This window comes from Nocardia sp. NPDC058658 (genome assembly GCF_042716665.1).
GTDB lineage: Bacteria > Actinomycetota > Actinomycetes > Mycobacteriales > Mycobacteriaceae > Nocardia.
In genome coordinates this window covers 132,774-154,037 of sequence record NZ_JBHXRR010000010.1, presented here as the reverse complement: position 1 = coordinate 154,037, position 21,264 = coordinate 132,774, and the positions used below count along the sequence as shown (strand labels likewise).

Below are 21,264 nucleotides of genomic sequence, written 5' to 3'. Positions count from 1 at the left end.
GGGGTGGCACCTGGGCGGACTCGACACAACTACACCGGCACCTCGGTCGCCGAACGGCAGGTCGAGCGCCGGGCGCTGTTCATCGACGCGGGGCTGACCGTTTTCGCGGAGAAGTCGTACGCCAACAGTTCGTTGAGCGATGTGTGCGCGGTCGCGGGGTTGTCGCGTCGGCAGTTCTACGAGCAGTTCGCCGGGCGCGAGGAGTTGCTCGTCGCGGTGTACGACTTCGTGCAGGACAAGGCAGGGGCGGCGGTCGCCGAGGCGCTGGCGGCGGTGGAATCCGACGATCTGCGCGCGCTCGTCGACGCGACGGTGCGCTCGTACACGACCGCGATCACCGACGACATCCGGTGTGCCAAAGTCGCTTTCGTCGATATAGTCGGCGTGAGCCCCGAGATCGAGGCGTACCGGGCGCAGGTCAGGGCCCGGTGGGGCGAGGTGGTCTCGGCGATCGCGGAGGGACGCGACGGGGCGCGGATACCGCCCGGCGGGTGGCGGGTGCCGATGGCGGCGTTCATCGGGGCCGTGAACGGCGCGGTGCACCAGTGGAGCCTGGACGACCCGCGACCGCCCGTCGACGAGCTGATCGATGTCTTCACCACCATCCTGAACAGCCTGATGTCGGCGGCATCTCCCGGCATTTGAGTGCGACTCGCACCGTGTCATGGTTGCCGCGCTGCAGCCGCCGATAACCATTGGAGGACAGGCGATGTCCCACGTAAGCTGACCGCATGGGGGCAGTCTGTTCGAATCATCACGTGTGCTTACCGTGCCGAGTTTCGTTCAAACTCCCGCGGAGTGAGCAGGACCGACCGTGCCCACTGTGCCGCGCACCGATGATCGATGCCGGTCGCTATCTCGAGGTGCCCGCGCGGCGGAACAAGAGTGCGTGGACAGCGTTGGCCGCAGTCCTGGAATCCGGCCTGCTTTTCCATCCCAGTTGCTGCCAGGGCTGCGGCCCCGGTTTCCGCCCACGGACCGCGGCCCAGATCAGGGAACGGCGACGCCTGGCCCGTCGCCTCGGAGTGCCCGTCAGCACACTACTGAGCACCGCCGACCCCTTCAGCATCGTTGCGGCGCGGGCGGGTTCCGGGTTGCCTTGCCCCGCAACCTGATCGGGCGGCGCGACAGGCGGCCCGTTACGGTGAGCGCGTGAGTTATCCAGTGGGACCGTCTCATCCGCACGCACCTCGGCCACAATACGGGCCCGTCGGGTACCAAGGCAACGGTGCGCCCGGCTATCCGATGAACAGGCCGTTTCCGCCCCAGGCGCCCAGACCGCCTCGACGGAACAAGGGGCTCATCGTCGCCGCGGTGCTGGTCGGCGTTCCCTTGGCGGTAATGGCGATCGGCGCGTTCGTCTATCGCGGGATCACCGATCCCCATGGCAGGAGCGACATCGAGGACCTGACTGCCGGTCGCTGCGTCGATCGCCCGTCCTCGACATCGAGCACGGTGATCAGCTTGCCGACACGATCCTGCAGCCAACCACACGATGGCGAAGTGGTTTATGTCGGCGTGCTCGCCGAGTGGGAGAACGAGACCGCGGCCCGTGAAGCCGCAAGCACGCTGTGCATCACCAACGCCACGCCGGTGATCGAGGCCAGTAGCGCGTCCGCGACCGTCGACCTCGCGTTCTACGCACCGGCGGACGCCGCGTCGTGGCGCAAGTCGCGCACCGTGCAGTGCGTGGCCTGGGCGACGGGTGGCGCGAAGCTGACCGAACAGATCACCGGGCGCTGAGGGCGCTCAGCTCACCTCCCGGTGGCGGGGTTGAACGCGGTGTAGCAGGACCTGTTCGAGCAGGGCTACGAGGACGTCGCGGACGGAGTCTCGGGAGCGGGCGTCGCAGTCGAGGACGGGGATCCAGTCGTCGATGCCGAGGGCTTCGCGGACTTCGTTGAGGTCGAACTGCTGGGTGTCGTCGAAGCGGTTGACCACGACGACGAAGGGGGTGTTGTGCTCCTCGAAGTAGTCCAGGACGGGGTAGCAATCTTCGACGCGGCCGGTGTCGACGACGATCACCGCGCCCAGCGCGCCGTCGACCAGGTCGTCCCAGAGGAACACGAAGCGGTCCTGGCCGGGGGTGCCGAAGAGGTAGAGGATCAGGGACTGGTCGAGGGTGATCCGGCCGAAGTCCAAAGCCACTGTGGTGGCGGTCTTCTCGGCGCGGCGGCCGGGGTCGTCGATGCCGATGGAGACCTCGGTCATGGAGGCCTCGGTGACCAGCGGTTCGATTTCGGAGATGGCCCCGATGAAGGTGGTCTTCCCGACGCCGAAGCCGCCGCTGACCACGATCTTCACCGAGGACGGCATAGCTGGTGCGTTAAAGAGCGCGGACAAGGTCGCGGATCCTCTCGATGGCGGCGGTCGACAGTTCCGGCGCGTCACGGACGGTCACATGCCCCGCCGCCGCCAGATCGCTGACGATCACCTTGGCGATGCCGACCGGAACCCGCAGCGCGGCACCGATTTCGGCGATGGAATGCGGTGTCAGGCACAGCTGGACCACGGTGCGCTCCTCGAACCGCAGCGGCGCCGACAACGCGGACGGCGGGGCTTGGACGAGGGTTTCGATGCGCAGCCCGTCCAGCACTGGGACGGTACGGCCCCCGGTGACCACGAACGGGCGGACGAAACGGTCGTCGACGTCGTCGTGATCGGTGGGGGTGACCGGCACCGACGGGACCGGACCACGCCAGCCCGCGGGCTGGTTCATCGGGATCATGCGCGGGTCGGGCAACCGCGGGAGATCTGGATCTCTCATCTGCGCAACGATTCTCGCAGTTCGCTGATCAGCAGCGGGTCGAGCAGTGCACCGGCGCGTTCGGCGAGAATCGCCATCTCGTAGCCGACCAGGCCGACATCGCAGCCGCCGTCGGCGATCACCCCGAGGCAGCTACCGTCGCCCAGTGCCGACACCAGCAGGAAGCCGCGCTTCATCTCGATCATGATCAGTTTCAGACCGTCGAAATCGTAACTGCGCGACGCACTTCGGGCGAGGCTGGACAGGCCCGACACCATCGCGCCGAGCCGGTCGGCGCCGGTGCGGTCGAGGCCGTCCGACATGGCTATCAGTAGGCCGTCGGAGGACACGGCGACTGTGTCGCGCACGCCGTCGGTATTGCGGACGAAGTTGCCGAGCAGCCAGTTGAAGGTGTGCGGATCGGCGGTCGGTAGGTGGGTGGTCACCGGGGCTCCTGTGGTCGGGTCCGATCGGAGGATTCGTTGTCGCCACCGCGTTCGTGGCCGGTGCGGAACGAGGACAGCATGCTGCGGGTCTGGTCGGGGGTGCGTTCGACGACCGGTGGTCGGTCCTGGTGGGGATCACGGCGTGGGCGTTCCGGTGCGCCGGTGATCTTGGCGCGTTTACTGCGTTTGACCAGACCGTTGCGGGTGCGTTCGACGGCGGGGATGCCGATGGATTCGACGGTGGGTAGGTCGCGGGGGTGCGGTGCTGATGCGCCGTTGCGGACGCCGGTCAGCTCTGTGGGGCTCGGGATGACGTAGCGATCGCCTGTCGGTGCGCCGTTGTGAGACACGGCGGGCGGCAACTTCGCGGAATCTGCTGTGCTACTGAGGAACTGGGCATAGGCGGAATCGCCGGATCGAAGGTTGTCCGGCGCGTGGGCGTTGACGTCGGCGCTACCACCGCCGTGGCCATTGGCGCTGCCGTTCCCGTGGCCATTGGCACCGCCGCTGCCGTTCACATTGCCGCCATCGCTACCGTTCGCGTGGCCATTGGCATTGGCGAACCTGCCCGCATCGGATTCCGTGGGTCGGCTGTGCCGGGATCGACCGTTGGTGTCGGTCGGCCAGGGCGTTCCCGCGCCGGGGAGGGAATGGGACAGACCCCCGGCAGCTCGACCGCCCCGCTCCGAATTCGCCGCGACGTTGTTGCCGGGCATCGCGTTGCCGTTCGGACTGAGCACTGCCGAGTGGGTGTCGGCAGCGTTCGACCCCGTCGCGTCCACCTCGGCACCAGCGCCATTTCCGGATCGAACAGCTCCACCGCCCCTGGAATCAGCTGTCTGCGAGGACTTCTCATCGGCAAGCAGAGCAGGCGGCAGCAGCAGACGAGCGACGATCCCGCTGACCGGCGATGTGTTGAGCTCCACGTCGATCCCGAGCCGACCGGCCAGCCGACCGACCACATAGTGCCCCAGGTACCGGGTGGAAGCGACGATGAAGTCCTGCTCACCACGCAGCCGAGCATTGGCTTCGGCGAGCTGCTCGGCGGGCATCCCGACCCCGTGGTCGACAACGGCGAGCAGATACCCGCTCGCGACCTTGCGCCCGTAGACCTCCACTTCGAGATCGGGCGGCGAGAAGGCCAACCCGTTCTCGATGAGTTCGGCCAGGATGTGCGCCAGTTCGCTGACAACAGCACCGGTCACCGCGATGTCGTCGACCCGGCGCAGCACGACCCGCCGGTAGTCGTCGACCTCGGACAACCCGGCCCTGATCACGTCGGTGAGTGCGATCGGTTCGGCCCATCGGCGCGGACTGGCCTCGCCGACCAGCACCAGCAGGCTCTCGGCATTACGCCGCATGCGGGTGGCCAGATGGTCGAGTTCGAACAGGTTCGACAGCGCCTTCGGGTCGAGTTCCTCGCGTTCGAACTCGCTGATCAAGCCCAGCTGGCGCCGCACCAGGTTCTGATTGCGCCGCGCGAGATTCGCCATCGACTCCGTGGTGTTGCGCCGCACCAGCGCCTGCTCGGACGCGAGGTCGAACGCGGTGGTCTGCACCCGGTCCAAAGCGCCTGCGACAGCGGCGATCTCGATGCTCGCGCCAGGTGGCGTGCGAACCGGAGCGGGCGGATCGGGCTTGGCGTCGGCGGCGCTGTGCCAGGCCGCGATCACCTCGGGCAGTCGCGTGGAGGCGACGTCGTCGGCCTCGGTGGCGAGCCGGGCCAGCGGCCGCACGATGGCCCTGATGCTGGCGAAGACGAGCGCGACCTCGGCGGCGATCGCCAGCAGCGCGGCCAGCGCGAAGCCGGCCAGGATCAGCGCGGCATCGCGACGCAGTTTCTCGGCACGCGCACCGACGTCATCGCCGATCACCTGCTGGACGGTGCGTTGTTCGTCGATCACCGCGGTCATCTGCGCCCACCACACGGCCGGGTCGACCGGCTCCACCAGCGGTCCCAGCGTCGAGGCGATCGCGATGTTCTCCGATTCGGTTGCCCGCGTGGCGTTCTCACTCGCGAGCACCGCGTCGAGACGGGCCTGCTGGGCGGGGGTCGCGTCGTGGCCGAACGCGGTGAGCGCGGCATTGCGGGCGGCGCGGATGTCGAGGAACTGCACGTACTCCCCCGGCGCGAACTCCCCGGACGCGAAGACACCATTGAGGAAGCCGCGCTCGCGGGCGGCGAACTCCTTGGCGTCACCGAGGGCGTAGAGGGCTTGCAGGCCGTGCCGGACGGCCGGGTCGCGCGCCTGGTCGAGGCCGAGCGAGAGGCGGTTCAGTGCGTCGATGCCGTCGGTGTAGAACTGGAACGCCGCCTGCCGGGTGACATTGCGATTGTCGACCTGCGAGCGGATCGCGGGCAGCCCCGACAGGTGACCGAGCGCCGAGCGCACCTCCCCCGCGCCGGGCGGATCTTCCGCGACGGTGTCGACCAGGGCGCGCAACGCCGAGTCGGTGCCCGCATGCTGGTCGGTGACGGGTTGACGCAGACGCTGATCACCGCCGAGCAGCCCGTTGCTCAGACCGCGCTCACGCTGCACCTGCTGCACGAGGTCCTGCGCCGCCAGCGCGACCGCCACGGCGTCCACCGTCTCACCACTGCGCCGGTAGGCACTGACCTGGGTCGACATGGTCAGCCCGAGCAGCGCGAGCACCAGCACCAGTGAGACCGCCAAGATCCGGGCGAGCTGACCGGAAATGGTGCGCGGCCGGATCAGCCCGGCGCCGGCCAGCTGCCCTCGAGCGCCCTCGTCCGATCGGGTTCCGGTCGGGTTCGGCCGGGAACGTGCACGCACACCTGCTCCTTTGCAATGCCACCGCAACAACGTCGACGGTGGCTCACGGAAAGTCAGGTGCAAACTTGCACTCCGCGCAGTGCGCGGTCAATTCGGAACGGCGTAAAACAGCAATTCGTACACTGATGTAAACATGCCGGAAATGCAGCGGGCTGTGTGTAGCCGAATGCTCACAGCCGCATCAGTGACGAGTTATGTACCCGGTTCACTGCCGGATACATTCACGCCACCAGAAGGCGTGACGCGCAACACATTTGACGCAGATGATCTGCGTGAATGGTTGACATCACTACCGGCGTGGATTCCGCCGCGCAAATTGAGAAACAAAGGTATGTCAATCAATTCGCGCCACCGAATGTTATTTACCCGTTTACTCGCCGCCGAGAATTCCCAGCACCTGATCCGAGTAGAAGAACGGCTCGAGACGTTCCCGGATCAGCCCGGCCAGCACACCGTTGCGTTTGGCCGACTCGATCACGGCCGGGCCGTAGCGCAGGATCTCGGTGCTGATGTCGTCGGCGTCGAGACCGAGTTCGGGCAGCATCGCCGAGAGCGTGTGGTTGCTGTATCGGGCGTAGAACACCTCGACGCACTCGCGCACGAGCAGGCCGAAGTACTCCTTCTCCCTGGTGGTCACGGCGATCTCGTAGCAGATCTGGACCAGTTCGTTGAGGTCCTTCTGGGTGAGGTATTCGCGCAGGCCCGCGACGGGTTCGTCGGCGTGCAGGTCCCAGAATTCCATCGCCGCGGAGTGCACGGGGGCGTCGCGCAGCATGTCGCGGATCGCGTTGTTGGTGCGCTTGAGCGCGAACAGCGCGCCCTTGCCCGCGAGGTCACCGACGAAGGTGCTGTCGGCGGCGACCTTCTTGGCCTTGTTCGCGGCGGACTGGCCCAGCGACATCAGCGAGGAAACACCCGGAATCTTTTCCGCGCGTTCACGATTGGCCTGAACGAAGTCACCGATCAGCTTGTCGACGAACCGCGAGGCGACCGTGGCGACCAGCGGGCTCTCGGTGAGCCGGTCCAGGATTCGCTCCTGCGCCTGGTGCATGCCGAAGATCTTCTCCAGCAGCGCTTCCACCGGTTCGCGGTCGACGACGTCACCGAGGGTGTACTCGGTGTTGGACGCGATGTGGTCGTAGATGGCGTCGGAGAAGACGCCGACGGTGTCGGCGATCACGGGGCTGCCGCCGATGCGGTCGAGCACCGTCGCCACCGTCTGCTCGCCCTGCTCGAGCGACACCACGTCACCGAATCGGATCGTTTCGCCGACGGCAAGGACGGCGGCCACGTCGCGGGCGATCACCTCGGCGAACCGTTCACCGGTCACCTCGGCGAGCAGGAATTCCACCTGCGCGTCGAGCAGTCGGTCGGCGATCTGGCGCGCCTGCGTCATTTGTGTGTCCACCCATCACGGTCGTTGCTCGTAAGGGAGGACGCGTGGCTAGGAGTCGCCGGAATCGTTGCCCTGCATCGATTTCCGGATCCGATCCAGACGCTCGCGCGCGGCCGTTTCCCGCGCCTCCCATTGTTCGTCGACGCTGCGACCCGCGGGAGTCTGCCGGTCTAGCTCGTCCATACCCCGCGCGGTGCCGAAACGCTGCTCGACCTTATCCCGAACCGCGTCGAATGTCGGCACTCCAGATGTGGAATACCCGCCGGTCGGAGTGGGTGCGGCGGTCCCCGGTAGCCCCGACGGTACCGGCGGTACCGGGATCGAGCCTCCGACCTGCTCGGATGCGACGGGCACCACATCGGCCTCGATGACGTTCGTGTCCAGAGTCACAGGGCCGCCCGTCTCGGCATGACCGAATTCGGCCTGGGCCAGTGCGGCGGCGACCGCGCCGAGCCCGGGGCGCGCGGCGACGGCGGCACGCAGCACCGCGACCAGCTCGTCGTCGGGCAGCGCGGCCAGGCGGCCGAGGAGTTCGCTCGTTTCGCTCATACCGCCAGGCTACGCAAGAATCGTTACCGGCCTGCCCAGTCGGCGATCGTCTTCCCCCACTCCGCACCGAGGGTGTCGATCACGTCGTTATGGCCCGCGCCGGGGACCACGATGAGCCGCTTCGGCTCCTGCGCAGCCGCGTAGAGGCGCTCGGCGTGGCGCAGTGGGAGGAGTTCGTCGCGGTCACCGTGCATCATCAGGACCGGGACGTGCAGGTTCTTGATGTGGCGCAGGCTCGGATAGGCGTTCGGGATCAGCGGGGCGGGCAGGAACGGGTAGACCGAGCGGGCGGCGGCGCGCATGCCGCTGAACGTCGACATGAGGATCATGCCTTGGGGCGGATACTGCGCGGCCAGTTCGAGCAGCACCCCACCGCCGAGGGATTTGCCCAGGTAGTAGACCCGATCGGGGTCGACTTCGGGTTGCTCGAGGAGGGCTTGGCGGGCGGCTCTGGCGTCGAGGTAGGTGCCCTGTTCGCTCGGGGTGCCCGCGCTGTGGCCGAAGCCGCGATAGTCGAAGGCGAGCACGTCGAAACCGGCGTCGACCAGCAGGGCGATGATCGCGACGCGGTCGCCGATGGTGCCCGCGTTGCCGTGCGCGTAGAGGATGTGGCCGATCGGGCGCTCGGCGCGCACGAACCAGCCGTGCACGTCGACGCCGTCGGCGGTGCGCATCGTCAGATCGCGGTAGTCCAGACCCAGCGCCGCCGGGGTTTGCGCGAGGTGCTTTTCGGGGTGGTAGACCAGCGCGTTGAGCACGCGCGTGGCGGGGTGGCGGATCACTTGCCGCGGCCCGCCTGGAAACCGAAGTCCCAGTTGTAGAGGCGGGCGATCTCGACCACGCCACCACCCGGTTGTCCGGCGGGCGGACGGACGAAGGTGCCCTCGCGACGCACCACCAACTCCCCGTTGACGTTCTCCAGCGCGAACAGCACCGCGTCACGGGAGTTGTCGGTGCAGCCGTCGAGGGTCATCTCGATCGGCGCGGCGTTGGCCGTTTGCAGAGTGACGGTGGCGTGGACATTGCGGAAATCACTGGCACCGTCGTAGATCGAGGCGAAAACCAGGATGCGGCGGAAGAACTGGGTGCAGTCGAGATTGACCGACAGGTTCTCGCCGGTGATGCTGGCGCCGGTGCGGTCGTCCTGGTCGAGATGAATGAACGGCGGTTCGTAGAGGGCGCCGAAACGGCGATCCAGGGCCCGCACGGAACCGATTGCGCCATTGACCAATTCGAAGAAGCAGCACAGGTCGAGGTCGATGTTCTTGCCGCGGAGTTTGCCGAAGAGGCGGCCGGTGGCGGCCATCGAGGTCCAGTTGAGGTTCACCCGCATGACGCCACCGGTAGCGCCGTGTTTCGTCAGGGAGACGGACGGGGATTCCTTGGTGAGCGACACCTTGGCGAGATTGACCGGCGGGGCCTGGTTCGCGTGGGGTTGGTTCGGCTGCGCGTACGGCTGGGGCTGCTGGGCCGCGGGGTTGAACGGTTGGGGTGGTTGAGGTGTGGGCTGCTGCGGACGATTCGGCGGGGGCGCGGGGATGAACGGCTGGGTCGGCGGAGTCGGGAACGACTGCTGCTGATTCGGCTGGGCGAGCGGCTGGCCCGGCGGCGGCGGGGCAGGCTGCTGCGGGGCCGCATCGTCAACGGAAATACCGAAATCGGTAGCGAGCCCGGCCAACCCGCTGTCATACCCCTGTCCGACCGCACGGAACTTCCACGCCCCCTGACGGCGATACAGCTCACCGAGCACGAACGCGGTCTCGGTCGTCGCCCCACTGCTGTCGAACCGCGCGACCTCGGCACCGTTCGCCGCATCGATCACCCGAATATAGAGCCCACGAAACTGCCCGAACGTCCCACCGTCCGCCGACGCCGCCAGCACAATCGTCTCGATCTGCGCCTCGACCTGCCCGAGATTCACCGACAGCGCGTCGACAACGACCTGCCCCTGCTGCTTACCCTCGTACCGAACCGCCCCCGACGGATGCACGGCCTGGTTGTAGAACACGAAGTCGTCATCAGACCGCACCTTCGCCCCCGCTAGCAACAATGCGGAAGCATCAGCATCAGGCACCCCGGGCCCAGCCTGCCAACCCAATTCGACCCGGACAGCGGCAGCAGGCACGGCAACATTGGCGCCTTTACTCATCGACACGTCGTCCAACCTATCCCGAGCCCCCGCCGAGCCCAACCTCTCGCCCCCACTCCCCTCGCATCACGGCCGAATTCGGGAACTAATAGTTCATCGCCTGGCGTACGAACCTGCGCGCGGTTCGGTCATAGACCAGCACGCCGAGCAGGAAGCCGCCGAATGCGATGCCGCCGACCGGTGCCCAGCCATCGAGGTAGACGTGCGCGGTGTATCCGAACAACGCGGCGTATCCAGCAGCGCAGGCCAGCGCGGCACCCGGGCTGGGATACCCGTCGGGCGGCCCGGATATGAAGTGTTCGGCAACGAAGAAGGAGATGAACCTATTTCGGAGAAACCTCAGGACCAGGTAGACACCGAGCCCGATCAGGATGGTGACCCAACCATCGCCGCGCCAAGCGAACGCCAGTAAGAACACACAAAAGAACACGCGCGCCTACCTCCGCGTCAGCGATCCGAGCATCGTCATGGTCGCACATCGCCCACGCTTGCGTCGGACAACGATCCCGGCCATCTCGTGCTCATCGAACGCCCATCGGGCGGGTGATGAATTCCCCTGTCCGCATGGCGAACTCACGTCACGAATGTTCGATTGGGCAAGGAACAGGCTCGGCCGACGCGAAATCGACTGCGGGCCTGCCGCTCACGACAAAGGCCGCCCGGTGGGAACCGGGCGGCCTTCGGGTGTCGCGGTGCCGATCAGCCGCGCAGTTCGGCGCCGACCGCGGTGGTGGCCGAGGCTACAGCGGCGTCGCGGGCGGCGCTGGCTTCGTCTTCGGTGAGGGTGCGGTCGGGGGCGCGGAAGCGCAGGGCGTAGGTGAGGGATTTGCGGCCCTCGCCTGCTTGGGCGCCTTCGTAGACGTCGAACAGGGTGATGCTTTCGAGGAGGTCGCCGCCGCCGGTGCGCAGGGCGGTTTCGACCTGGGCGGCGGGAACGGTCTTCTCGACACTGATCGACACGTCCTGCAGGACTGCCGGGAACGCCGAAATCGTTGGCGCGGGCAGGGATTCGTTCAGCGGGAGGGCGTCGAGGTCGACTTCGAGTGCGCAGGTGCGCGGGGGCAGGCCCGCGCGCTCGAGGACTGCGGGGTGCAGTTCGCCCGCGTGGCCGACGACCACACCGTCGACGAGCAGTTCCGCGCAACGGCCGGGGTGCCACGGGAGGTAGGCGGCGGCACGGCGTTCGATGGTGACACCGGCCGCGTCGGCGATGTCGTCGACCAGCGCGAAGGCGTCGGCGGCCTCGGCCGGACGGCCGGGACCCCACGGCCCGCGCGGGTCGTGCTTGCCGCTGAGCACCGCGGCCACATTCACCGGCTGGGCGGGCAGCGACGCGTTCAGTTCGGCGATCTGCTCGTCGGTGGGACGACGATCCACCGGCAGCGCCTCGACCGCGTGGGTCTCGGTGCCGGGCTGCACCACCTGGGCGATGCCGTAGATGGTGAGGTCGCGCGCGCCGCGAGAGATGTTGCGGGCGGCCACTTCCAGCAGACCCGGCAGCAGGGTGGTCGCCAGTTCGGGGCGGTCGCTGTCGAGGGGGTTCAGCACACGGGTGGTGTTGCGACGCGGGTCGTCCGCGTCCAGACCCCACACCTCGAACACACCGCCGGGCAGGAACGCGGGCGGCGGCACCTCGACGGCACCGGCGAAGGCCAGCGCCCGGCTCACCGCACGACGACGCAGCTGCTGCGCGGTCAGGCCACGGCCACCCGGCGCGGTCGGCAGGATGGACGGGATCTGCTCGAGACCTTCCAGCCGCAGCACCTCTTCGACCAGGTCAGCGGGCTGCGCGAGGTCGGGACGCCAGCTCGGCGGGGTGACGAGCAGCTGGGTCTTGCCCGCGTCGTTGACCTCGATCTCGACACCGGCACCGATCTGGGCGAGCCTGCGCACCGAGGTCCCGGCGGGGTAGGTGACGCCGGCGACGCGGTCGGGCAGGTCGATGTCCATCGCGATCGGCGCGACCGGCGCCAGTGGCACCCGGATGTCGGTGAGCGCGGATTCGATGGTGCCGCCGGTGATATCGGCGAGCAGGGTGGCGGCGCGGTCGAGCGCGGCGATGTTGATCTCGGGATCGACGACGCGTTCGTAGCGCTTGCCCGCCTCCGAGGAGAGCTTGTGGCGGCGCGAGGTCCGGTAGACCCGCAGCGGGTTCCAGACGGCGGCTTCCAGGACCACATCGGTGGTCTCGGCGCCGACCTCGGTGCTCGCCCCACCCATCACACCGGCGAGGGAGATGACGCCGGAGTTGTCGGCGATCACCACGTCCTCGGCGTCGAGGGTGCGCTCGGTGTCGTCGAGGGTGCGCAGGGTCTCGCCCTTGTGCGCCGAGCGAACCACCAAGCCGCCGTTGAGCTTTGCCGCGTCGAAGGCGTGCAGCGGCTGACCGAGTTCGAGCATCACGTAGTTGGTGACGTCGACGGCCGGGGAGATCGGGCGCATGCCCGACAGCATCAGCCTGCGCTGCAACCACAGCGGGCTCACCGCGTTCGGGTTCATCCCGGTGACGCGGCGCGCGCCGAAGCGGGTGCAGTCCGAATCCTCTTCCAGGCGAACAGACCACGCCTCGGCTTCGGCCTCGGGCAGGGTGCGCACGGCCGGATCGGCGTATTCGAGGTCGAACCCGCAGGCCAGTTCGCGGGCCAGGCCACGCACCGAGAAGCAGTAGCCGCGATCGGGAGTGATGTTGAGTTCGATGATCGTGTCATCGGTGCCCAGCAGCACATTCGCGTCGTCGCCGGGCTGCGCGGAACCGGGCTCGAGCACCAGGATGCCGTCGTGATCCTTGCCGATGCCGAGTTCGGCGACCGAGCAGATCATGCCGTTGGAGGTGTGGCCGTAGGTCTTACGCGACGAGATCTTGAAACCGCCGGGCAATTCACCGCCGGGCAGCACGACAACCACGAGGTCACCGACCGCGAAATTGCGTGCGCCGCAGACGATTTCCTGCAACTCGGGGTTGCCGACGTCGACCTTGCAGAAGCGGATCGGCTTCTTGAACTCGGTCAGTTCGGTGATCTCGGCGACGCGGCCGACGACCAGCGGCTTGTCGATATCGCCGCCGATCGGCTCGAGCTTGTCGACCTCTTCGACTTCCAGACCCACCCGGACGAAGCCCGCGTCGAGCTCTTCGGCCGACACCGACCACTCGGGAGTGGTGCGCTGCAGGATCTCGGTCAGCCAGGACTGCGCTACTCGCACTTGACGTTTCGCTCTCTCTTAAGACCGGATACCGAAGGGCAGGGTGAACCGCACGTCACCCTCGACGATGTCGCGCATGTCGGCGATGGTGGTCTGGAACTGCAGGGTGCGCTCCATGCCCATGCCGAACGCGAACCCGGAATACACCTCGGGGTCGATGCCGCTGGCGATGAGGACCTTCGGGTTGACCATGCCGCAGCCACCCCACTCGATCCAGCCCGCGCCGCCCTTCTTGTTCGGGAACCACACGTCGACCTCGGCCGACGGTTCGGTGAAGGGGAAGTAGTTGGGGCGCATACGAGTTCGGGTCTCGGGTCCGAACATGGCGCGCGCGAACGCGTCCAGGGTGCCGCGCAGGTGCGCCATGGTGAGACCCTTGTCGATCGCCAGACCCTCGACCTGGGAGAACACCGGGGTGTGGGTGGCATCGAGCTCGTCGGTGCGGAAGGTGCGCCCGGGGCACGCGATGTAGATCGGCACCTCGCGCGAGAGCATGGAGCGCACCTGCACCGGGGAGGTGTGGGTGCGCAGCACCTGGCGCGAACCCTCCGGGGCGATGTGGAAGGTGTCCTGCATGGTGCGTGCGGGGTGGTCGGGCAGGAAGTTCAGCGCGTCGAAGTTGAAGTGCTCGGTCTCCACCTCGGGACCCTCGGCGACCTCCCAGCCCATGCCGACGAAGAAGTCGGCGATCTGCTCGGAGATGACGGTGATGGGGTGGCGAGCGCCGACGGGCTGACGACGCGCGGGCAGCGTGACGTCGATCTTCTCGGAGATCAGCACTGCCTGGTCGCGCTCTTCCAGCAGCGCGGCACGGCGTGCCTCGAACGCGTCGGAGACCCGCTTGCGCGCGAGGTTGACCCGCTTACCGGCCTCGGCCTTCTCTTCCTTGGGCACACTGCCCAGCCCACGCTGCGCGAGCGCGATCGGCGACTTGCCGCCGATGTAGTCGGTCTTGGCAACCGCCAGCGCATCCAAGTCGCCCGCCGCCGCGAACGCCTTCTCGGCCTCGGCCGCCGCTGCTGCCAGCGCCTCCTCGGTCAACGAGGCGCTCGGTTCGACTCGGCTGGCGCCCTGCTCGACTCCACTGTTGTCGTCGGCCACGATTGTTCGACTCTCCCCTGGGGATCGGTTCGCGGGCGCGTCATTGCCATCCCGCATCGGTGCTGCGTAAATCCTATGGGATGGGGTTGGCGCGATTCATCCGGATTACTCGCGAGGGGATCAGCGCTGGTGGGCGAGGTCTTGATATGGACTGACCGGTCCAGGTCAGCGTGGTGATCGAAGGAGATCGGCGATCACGCCAGGAGCGACTATTGGTCGTACAGGGGCAGGCAGGCCGTGTCCAGCGACACCATCAGGGGCGCGAGCAGGCCGATCCGGTCGCCGTAGAGACCTTCGACCAGCTCGGCGTAACCACCAGCGACGGGACCGGCGAACAACGCCCACCGTCCGACCCGCGGATCTATGACGAGAAGAGCGCGCACGCCCGCTGCGGCGTACCAGCCGTTCTTGCCATTGATCTGGGCCGCCCGCTCAGACTTCGAGATCACTTCGACGGCGAGCTCGACGTCGCGCGGGTCGGCGAGCCAATCGTCGTCGGTGTCCCAAGTGTCCGGGAGGATGACCAGGTCGGGGGTGCAGTAGTCATCGGGATCATCGGGCATCGCGATCGAGGTGACCTCGTACGCGGCCAGCCCGTCGGGCATCGACGCCTCCAACTGCTGACGCAGTCGACGAATGGAACCCGCGTGCTTCCCACGCGGGGTCGGTGACATCACGAGCGCCCCTCCCAGAATCTCGACCCGCAGACCGGTCGCGCGCTCGATCTCCTCGGCGACCTCACGGAGGTTGCCGGGTCGAGGATGCATCGCGGGAAGGGTCATGCGGTCGCTCCATTCGTGCGGACTGCCGTGGTCAACGATACCGCGACCTGGCCGAGCCAGAGATCGACTGACTCAGCCCATCGACCTGGCGCCGCGACGTCACTCCGACAACGAACTCCCCCATCGGCCCCACGGACTGCACCCTACCGCGACGCTCCCGGCCGGGTGTTGTGTCCGAAATCGCCTGGTTCTCAGGGGAATCGGAAAAGTTTTTGGAATCGAGGGAACCGAATGGGGTCGGTGCGCGTCCAAATGAGCAAATACACCGGCGTGTTCGACTCGGGAACAGGATGACTCGATGGCTGAACAGACTTGCGATCCGGCGTCGCCGCAGGGGCGGCGTGGTCGGGTTACCGCTGCGGGGAGCGGACTTGCGTTGTGTGGGTTCGGGATTCGGCCGGTGGGTCGACGGCCGTTCGGGCGGGCGGTGGGGTTGTGCGCGCAGCGGCCTGAGCAGCAGGCGACTCCCGAGCCGGGGCAGCATCCGGACAGTGTCGGATGACGGGGGTCGGCGGTACCGACCGGATGTTTGTTCGGTTCCAGGCGGGGCTGCCCAATCGGAACGGTCGATTTCCCGGTGTGTTCGGATTGGTGAACGGGTTGTGGGCGGCGGGGTGTTTGAGTGCCGAGGAGGTGCGGTTTCGGCGGATCGGAAATGATTGGTTCAGTGAGCATTTGACGAATCCGAGCGATGTGGATCCGCGGGTGTACGACCGCGATCTACATCCGTACGCCGCGTCGTGGTTCAAGGAAAGCGCCGTGACGATGATCGAGCGGGTTGCGGGATATCTCGCGATTCTCGATGCGCACGGGGTCGCGTGGGAGCGGTTGGAATCGGCGGCGCCGGGGGAAATCATTTATGACGATGCCGAGCAGGTGGTTGTCGTGCCGTTCAGCGACAACCACCTGCTCCGAGAACCGGGCAGTGACTATTCCGCGGGCCGGGTGTGCCGGGGAAGGAATGCTGCCACCACTGCGGCGCAGGCGACCAACGCGGCGCCCACCCACACTGCGGGAACCAGTCCGTCCACGTAAGCCTGGGGATCGGTGTAGGAACCGTGCGAGGCGAAGACCGAGGCCAGGACGGCGATGCCCATGGCGACGCCCACCTCGCGGACGGTGCTGCTGATGCCCGAGGCCATGCCCTGGTCGGCGGGGGAAGCGCTGGCCATGACGATCGTGGATGACGGAGCGAAGGTGAGGCCCATGCCGATGCCGCCGAGGATGAACGGGGCGACGAACGCGAGGTAGGGAACGTCGGCGGTGGTGATCATCGCCATCCAAGCCAGGGAGATCGCCAGGCAGAGCTGGCCGAGGGCGATCAGGGTTCGGGCGCCGACGCGGTCGACGATCAGACCGGCCAGAGGGGCGGCGATCATCGGGACCAGTGTCCACGGCAAGGTGCGGATGCCGGATTCCAGCGGCGTGTATCCCTGGACGACCTGGAAGAACTGGGCGAGCAGGAAGATCGAGCCGAAGACGCCGGACGAGAAGCCGAAGGACACGATGAAGCTCAGGCTCAGCCCGCGAGAGCGGAACAGGCGCAGCGGGAGCATCGGGTCGACGACGCGGTTTTCCCAGGCGACGAACGCGACGAGCAGCGCCGCGCCACCGATCAGCGCAGTGAGCACCTGCGGGGCGGTCCATCCGTCTTCGGCGCCGTGAATGACACCCCACACCAAGGCGAGCACCCCGCCGGCCGAGAGCAGCACCCCGAGGTAGTCGAGTTTCCTTGCGACGCCGCGTGATTCGGTCAGCATGCGGGCGGCGAAGGGCAGCGCAAGCAGGCCGATGGGGACATTGAGCCAGAAGATCCACTGCCAGTTCAGACCGTCGACGACCGCGCCGCCCACCACCGGACCGAGCGCGACACCCAGGCCGGCGATGCCACCCCAGATGCCGATCGCGGCGCTGCGCATCTTCGCGGGAACCGCGGCGGCGAGCAGGGTGAGCGACAGCGGCATCACCGCCGCACCACCGGCGCCCTGCACAGCACGGGCCGCGATCAGCTGCCACGGTTCGGTAGCCAGCGCGCAGGCCGCGGAGGCGATGACGAACAGGCCGATCCCGGCCAGGAACACGCGGCGACGCCCGATCCGGTCACCCAGCGCTGATGCCGACAGCAGCAGCGCGGCGAAGGACAGCGTGTAAGCGTTGATGAACCATTGCAGGTCCGAAAGTGACGCTCCCAGTTCAGCTTTGATCACCGGCAGCGCGTTGGTGACCACGAGATTGTCCAGCGTCACCATGAACATCGGAATGCCGACGGCGGCGATCACAGCACCCAGCGGCTTGCTCTTCACGCCGTGGATCGGCGGTGTTTCGGCGGATTCGAGTGTTTGCGTCATGCCCAGCCCTAAGTTGTTATTGACTGATAACTACACCGCCCATCGTTATGCATCGACTGATAACATGTCAAGAGGAAAACGGAGCGAAAGGCAGCGACGCCCATGACGAGAACCCGGATGACCGCGTCAGAGCGCAGCGCACAGGTACTCGAAGCCGCGATCAGCGCATTCGCCGAAACCGGTTATGCCGCAACGAAAACCGACGAAATCGCCAGGCGTGCGGGGGTTTCGCAGCCCTATGTGATCCGGCTGTTCGGCACCAAACAGCAACTGTTCCTTGCCTGCCTGCTCGAGGTGTGCGCGCGCATCGAGCAGGTGTTCCGAGACGCGGAGATCGCCCCCGGCGCCGACCCCGCGGAAGCATTACGCGCTCTCGGCCGGGGCTACGACGTCTTCCTGGCCGAGCGTGAACTCCCCCTCGTCCTGTTGCACGGTGCCGCCGCCAGCGCGGATCCGGTCATCGGCGACCACATGCGGGAGCGGTTCGGGCGGATGTACCGTCTGATCGGCGAGCTCACCGGCGCCGACACCCTCGAATCACGCCGCTTCGTCGCCACCGGCATGCTGCTCACCATCATGACCGCGATGCAGGTCGCGGGCAGCGATGCGATCGAACTCCCCTGGGCCACCGAAATCCTCACCGATCTGCGCAGCGCCACCACAGGTGCGTGCTGAGCCCGCTGACCTACTTCGCGTGCTGGACGCGGGCGCTCGCGTAGAGGCAGATCGCCGCTGCAGCAGCGAGATTCAAGCTTTCGGCGCGGCCGTGGATGGGGATGCGGATGCGGTGATCGGCGCGGGCGGCGACGGCGGGGTCGAGGCCGTGAGCCTCGTTGCCGAAGAGCCAGGCGACGGGACCGCGCAGGATGTCGTCGGCCTCGTCGAGGTCGACTTCGCCGGTGGCGGCGGTCGCGAGGATCGTCACACCGGCGGCGGAGATCGCGTCGAGGGTCGCGGAGATGTCTCGACTGCGCGCGACCGGGACGTGGAACAGCGAGCCCGCACTGGCGCGCACGCATTTGCCGTTGTGCGGGTCGACGGTGTCGCCGGCAAGGACCACGCCGTCGGCGCCGACCGCGTCGGCCACCCGGATCAGTGTGCCCGCGTTGCCCGGTTCGGCGATTTCGACGGGGACGGCGAGCATGCGCGGACCGCGGTCGAGGATTTCGCCGAGGGGGACGTCGAGGGTCTCGCACACGGCGACCAGACCCGGTGCCGTCACGGTTTCGCCGAGGTGTTCGGCGGCGCGATCGGTGACCAGGGTGGTGCGGATGCCGTCGGCGGTCGCGCCGGCGATCAGCGCGTTATCCCGGCCCGCGGCGGCGAGCGAATAGAAGATCTCGCGCACGCGGCCGGTCTCCAGCGCGGCGGACACGGCGTTGGCGCCCTCGGCGAGGAAAAGGCCGGACTTGCGGCGCTGGGCCGCGCGCTGGAGCTTGACAGCGGAAACGACCCGCGGATTGCGCTCGGAGAGCGCGTCCACGGGTCGTTCCGACAGATCGCTGTGTGTTGTCAAGCTCAGGCAGCGGTGGCCGGGGCGTTGACGTCGGCAGGCAGCGCGGCCTTGGCGACAGCCACCAGGCCGGCGAAGGCCTCGGCGTCGGAGACTGCGAGCTCGGCGAGGATCTTGCGGTCCACCTCGACACCAGCGGCCTTGAGGCCCTGGATGAAGCGGTTGTAGGTGATGTCGTTCAGACGCGCGGCGGCGTTGATACGAGCAATCCACAGCTTGCGGAAGTCACCCTTGCGCGCCTTGCGGTCACGGTAGGCGTAGGTCAGCGAGTGGAGCTGCTGTTCCTTGGCCTTGCGGTACAGGCGCGAACGCTGGCCCCGGTAGCCCTTGGAGGCCTCGAGGATGGAACGGCGCTTCTTCTGAGCGTTGACGGCTCTTTTGACGCGTGCCACTTTGGTAGTCCTTGATCATCTGGGGGCGCGGCGGCGCCCGAATTCGGTAGTTGTCGGCGTCCGGTTATCCCGGCCGCGTAGTCGTCGGGTTGCGACGGTCTACATGCCTGAGATCAGGCGAGACCGAGCAGCCGCTTCACGCGGGGGACGTCGACGGAAGCGACGGACTCCGTGCCTTCCAGACGACGAGTCCGGCGAGAGGACTTGTGCTCCAGGAGGTGGCGACGGTTCGCCTGCTCGCGAAGCAGCTTGCCCCGGCCGGTCACCTTGAATCGCTTCTTGGCGCCGCTGTGGGTCTTGTTCTTCGGCATGGATTCCTCTATCTAGTCGTTGAAATCGTTTTACTGCGGGTCGGCCGGCGCAGCCTGCTCGGCAGGCGCGGCCTGCTCGACCGGTGCTGCCGTCTCGACCAGCGCGGCCGGTTCGGCACTCGCGGGACCGGTCGGCAGCGGCGCACGTGTCGCCGCGGGAGCCGAGGAGTCCTGCTGGGCCTTCACCCGCGTCTTCGCACCCTTGTGGGGAGCGAGGACCATGGTCATGTTGCGGCCGTCCTGCTTGGCCGAGGTCTCGACGAAGCCGAGTTCGGCCACGTCGGAGCCCAGACGCTGGAGCAACCGGAAGCCGAGTTCGGGACGCGACTGCTCACGACCGCGGAACATGATCGTGACCTTGACCTTGGACCCGGCTTCGAGGAAGCGAACAACGTTGCGCTTCTTGGTCTCGTAGTCGTGGTCGTCGATCTTCGGACGGAGCTTCTGCTCCTTGATCACGGTCTGGACCTGGTTCTTGCGGGACTCGCGCGCCTTCTGCGCGGTCTCGTACTTGAACTTGCCGTAGTCCATGATCTTGCAGACCGGCGGACGGGCATCGGGTGCTACCTCGACGAGGTCGAGGTCGGCTTCGAGCGCGACGCGTAGTGCATCTTCAACACGCACGATCCCAACCTGTTCGCCGCCGGGTCCGATGAGTCGAACCTCGGGAACACGGATGCGATCGTTGATGCGGGTCTCAGTGCTGATGGGGCCTCCTAGGTCAAGCGGTGTCGTCTTAACGACCGCACGCAATAACTGCAACCCCTGTTTCAACACGAAAGCCCCGCCGCGGATTTCTCCACTACGGGGCCCGATGTCGACCGATCGCCTACAACCGATGCCCTCACGAGCACGGTTGTCGACCCCCGCATGCCGAGGCGCACGGGAAACCCATCACAATGAACGGGTGACCGGGACCGTTTATCCGAACGATTGCTCGCCGGTAACGGTGGGAGTCGGGCTCCACTTATCTGCCCCACGGATGCATGACACATCCAGGGGCGGTCGTCAGCGAAAAGTCTAGCATGGCGTTGGGCTATCACCGAATCGGCCGGGTGCGAGCATCCGGAATCCGGCTCGCTATAGCCTGATCAGCATGACTGACGAGCTCGATCCTCCTGTGCGCGACCTGGCCGACATCCCCGCTGTCGAGGTGATCAGCCGGGCCGCGGTGATGCTGATGAGTTCGGCCGCGGAGAAGCTGGGCCTGGCCGAGGAGACCCCGAATTCGGGTGCGGGCGTCGATCTCGACGAGGCGCGCCGGGTGATCACCGCGCTGGCCGGACTGGTCACCGCATCGGTGGAGTACCTCGGGCCGCACGCCGGACCGATTCGCGAGGGACTGCAGGCGCTGCAGCGCGCGTTCCGCGAGGCGTCCTCGACCCCCGATGCGCCGGGCATGGGTCCGGGCGAGAAGTACACCGGCCCCGTGCACTGACCCCGTTCAGCGAAAAGATCCGCCGGCGCGTGTGCGTCGGCGGATCTTTTTGTGTGCTGCGAATGAACGTCGCGACTACCGACTACGGGGTCGGAGT

Annotated in this window: 21 protein-coding genes; 4 read left to right on the top strand and 17 right to left on the bottom strand. The window is 67.3% G+C overall.

Translation table 11 applies throughout. The features are described 5' to 3' along the window. Nucleotides 1-3: 3 nt before the first annotated feature. Both ACFWUP_RS17205 and ACFWUP_RS17200 read left to right on the top strand, forming a co-directional pair. Nucleotides 4-645, top strand: a complete 642-nt coding sequence (locus ACFWUP_RS17205; protein ID WP_379235283.1) for a TetR/AcrR family transcriptional regulator — start codon at nucleotides 4-6, stop codon at nucleotides 643-645. Nucleotides 646-1,341: 696 nt separating this feature from the next. After that, complete coding sequence (locus ACFWUP_RS17200) at nucleotides 1,342-1,743, top strand: hypothetical protein (RefSeq protein ID WP_379235281.1); 402 nt, start codon at nucleotides 1,342-1,344, stop codon at nucleotides 1,741-1,743. A gap of 6 nt (nucleotides 1,744-1,749) precedes the next feature. On the opposite strand, the gene ACFWUP_RS17195 is transcribed toward ACFWUP_RS17200, so the two are convergent. The 13 genes from ACFWUP_RS17195 to ACFWUP_RS17135 form a co-directional block, all read right to left on the bottom strand. Next, nucleotides 1,750-2,295: an ATP/GTP-binding protein gene (locus tag ACFWUP_RS17195; RefSeq protein WP_379235429.1), complete on the bottom strand. Its 546-nt coding sequence runs from the start codon at nucleotides 2,293-2,295 to the stop codon at nucleotides 1,750-1,752. A 31-nt stretch (nucleotides 2,296-2,326) separates the two neighbouring features. After that, nucleotides 2,327-2,767, bottom strand: coding sequence for a DUF742 domain-containing protein (locus ACFWUP_RS17190; protein WP_379235279.1), 441 nt, complete (start codon nucleotides 2,765-2,767; stop codon nucleotides 2,327-2,329). Further along, entirely contained in the window at nucleotides 2,764-3,192 is a 429-nt protein-coding gene (locus ACFWUP_RS17185; RefSeq protein WP_379235277.1) for a roadblock/LC7 domain-containing protein, read from the bottom strand. The genes ACFWUP_RS17190 and ACFWUP_RS17185 overlap by 4 nt, the downstream gene beginning before the upstream one ends. Next, the gene (locus ACFWUP_RS17180; protein WP_379235275.1) at nucleotides 3,189-5,987 is read right to left on the bottom strand and encodes a nitrate- and nitrite sensing domain-containing protein; all 2,799 of its coding nucleotides are present in this window, start codon (nucleotides 5,985-5,987) and stop codon (nucleotides 3,189-3,191) included. Before ACFWUP_RS17180 ends, ACFWUP_RS17185 begins: the two co-directional genes overlap by 4 nt. 370 nt (nucleotides 5,988-6,357) lie before the next feature. Next, on the bottom strand, nucleotides 6,358-7,383 hold the full coding sequence (locus tag ACFWUP_RS17175; RefSeq protein ID WP_379235274.1) for a hypothetical protein: 1,026 nt from the start codon (nucleotides 7,381-7,383) through the stop codon (nucleotides 6,358-6,360). 48 nt (nucleotides 7,384-7,431) lie between these two features. Beyond that, on the bottom strand, nucleotides 7,432-7,932 hold the full coding sequence (locus ACFWUP_RS17170; protein ID WP_379235272.1) for a PspA/IM30 family protein: 501 nt from the start codon (nucleotides 7,930-7,932) through the stop codon (nucleotides 7,432-7,434). 23 nt (nucleotides 7,933-7,955) lie between these two features. Continuing rightward, the gene (locus tag ACFWUP_RS17165; protein WP_379235270.1) at nucleotides 7,956-8,714 is read right to left on the bottom strand and encodes an alpha/beta hydrolase; all 759 of its coding nucleotides are present in this window, start codon (nucleotides 8,712-8,714) and stop codon (nucleotides 7,956-7,958) included. Then, the gene (locus ACFWUP_RS17160) at nucleotides 8,711-10,081 is read right to left on the bottom strand and encodes a TerD family protein (RefSeq protein WP_379235427.1); all 1,371 of its coding nucleotides are present in this window, start codon (nucleotides 10,079-10,081) and stop codon (nucleotides 8,711-8,713) included. Before ACFWUP_RS17160 ends, ACFWUP_RS17165 begins: the two co-directional genes overlap by 4 nt. Nucleotides 10,082-10,166: 85 nt before the next feature. Further along, nucleotides 10,167-10,511: a hypothetical protein gene (locus tag ACFWUP_RS17155; RefSeq protein WP_379235268.1), complete on the bottom strand. Its 345-nt coding sequence runs from the start codon at nucleotides 10,509-10,511 to the stop codon at nucleotides 10,167-10,169. A 269-nt stretch (nucleotides 10,512-10,780) separates the two neighbouring features. Further along, a complete protein-coding gene (pheT, locus tag ACFWUP_RS17150) occupies nucleotides 10,781-13,282 on the bottom strand; it encodes a phenylalanine--tRNA ligase subunit beta (protein WP_379235266.1) in 2,502 nt (833 codons plus the stop codon). Between the two features lie 18 nt (nucleotides 13,283-13,300). Next, nucleotides 13,301-14,383: a phenylalanine--tRNA ligase subunit alpha gene (gene pheS, locus ACFWUP_RS17145; RefSeq protein WP_379235264.1), complete on the bottom strand. Its 1,083-nt coding sequence runs from the start codon at nucleotides 14,381-14,383 to the stop codon at nucleotides 13,301-13,303. Nucleotides 14,384-14,592: 209 nt separating this feature from the next. Beyond that, a complete protein-coding gene (locus ACFWUP_RS17140; RefSeq protein ID WP_379235262.1) occupies nucleotides 14,593-15,165 on the bottom strand; it encodes a Uma2 family endonuclease in 573 nt (190 codons plus the stop codon). Between the two features lie 929 nt (nucleotides 15,166-16,094). After that, the gene (locus tag ACFWUP_RS17135) at nucleotides 16,095-17,513 is read right to left on the bottom strand and encodes a DHA2 family efflux MFS transporter permease subunit (protein WP_379235260.1); all 1,419 of its coding nucleotides are present in this window, start codon (nucleotides 17,511-17,513) and stop codon (nucleotides 16,095-16,097) included. A 117-nt stretch (nucleotides 17,514-17,630) separates the two neighbouring features. On the opposite strand from ACFWUP_RS17135, the gene ACFWUP_RS17130 reads away from it, so the two are divergent. Beyond that, entirely contained in the window at nucleotides 17,631-18,188 is a 558-nt protein-coding gene (locus tag ACFWUP_RS17130) for a TetR/AcrR family transcriptional regulator (protein ID WP_379235258.1), read from the top strand. A 10-nt stretch (nucleotides 18,189-18,198) separates the two neighbouring features. Here the strand turns inward: ACFWUP_RS17130 and ACFWUP_RS17125 are convergent, their stop codons facing one another. The 4 genes from ACFWUP_RS17125 to infC form a co-directional block, all read right to left on the bottom strand. Further along, complete coding sequence (locus ACFWUP_RS17125; RefSeq protein ID WP_379235256.1) at nucleotides 18,199-18,996, bottom strand: TrmH family RNA methyltransferase; 798 nt, start codon at nucleotides 18,994-18,996, stop codon at nucleotides 18,199-18,201. A 35-nt stretch (nucleotides 18,997-19,031) separates the two neighbouring features. Then, nucleotides 19,032-19,418, bottom strand: coding sequence for a 50S ribosomal protein L20 (rplT, locus tag ACFWUP_RS17120; protein WP_019046423.1), 387 nt, complete (start codon nucleotides 19,416-19,418; stop codon nucleotides 19,032-19,034). A 113-nt stretch (nucleotides 19,419-19,531) separates the two neighbouring features. Continuing rightward, the gene (gene rpmI, locus ACFWUP_RS17115; protein ID WP_056824456.1) at nucleotides 19,532-19,729 is read right to left on the bottom strand and encodes a 50S ribosomal protein L35; all 198 of its coding nucleotides are present in this window, start codon (nucleotides 19,727-19,729) and stop codon (nucleotides 19,532-19,534) included. A 30-nt stretch (nucleotides 19,730-19,759) separates the two neighbouring features. Further along, on the bottom strand, nucleotides 19,760-20,491 hold the full coding sequence (gene infC, locus ACFWUP_RS17110) for a translation initiation factor IF-3 (protein WP_379235425.1): 732 nt from the start codon (nucleotides 20,489-20,491) through the stop codon (nucleotides 19,760-19,762). Between the two features lie 334 nt (nucleotides 20,492-20,825). On the opposite strand from infC, the gene ACFWUP_RS17105 reads away from it, so the two are divergent. Then, complete coding sequence (locus tag ACFWUP_RS17105) at nucleotides 20,826-21,167, top strand: DUF1844 domain-containing protein (RefSeq protein WP_379235254.1); 342 nt, start codon at nucleotides 20,826-20,828, stop codon at nucleotides 21,165-21,167. Nucleotides 21,168-21,264 lie beyond the last annotated feature (97 nt).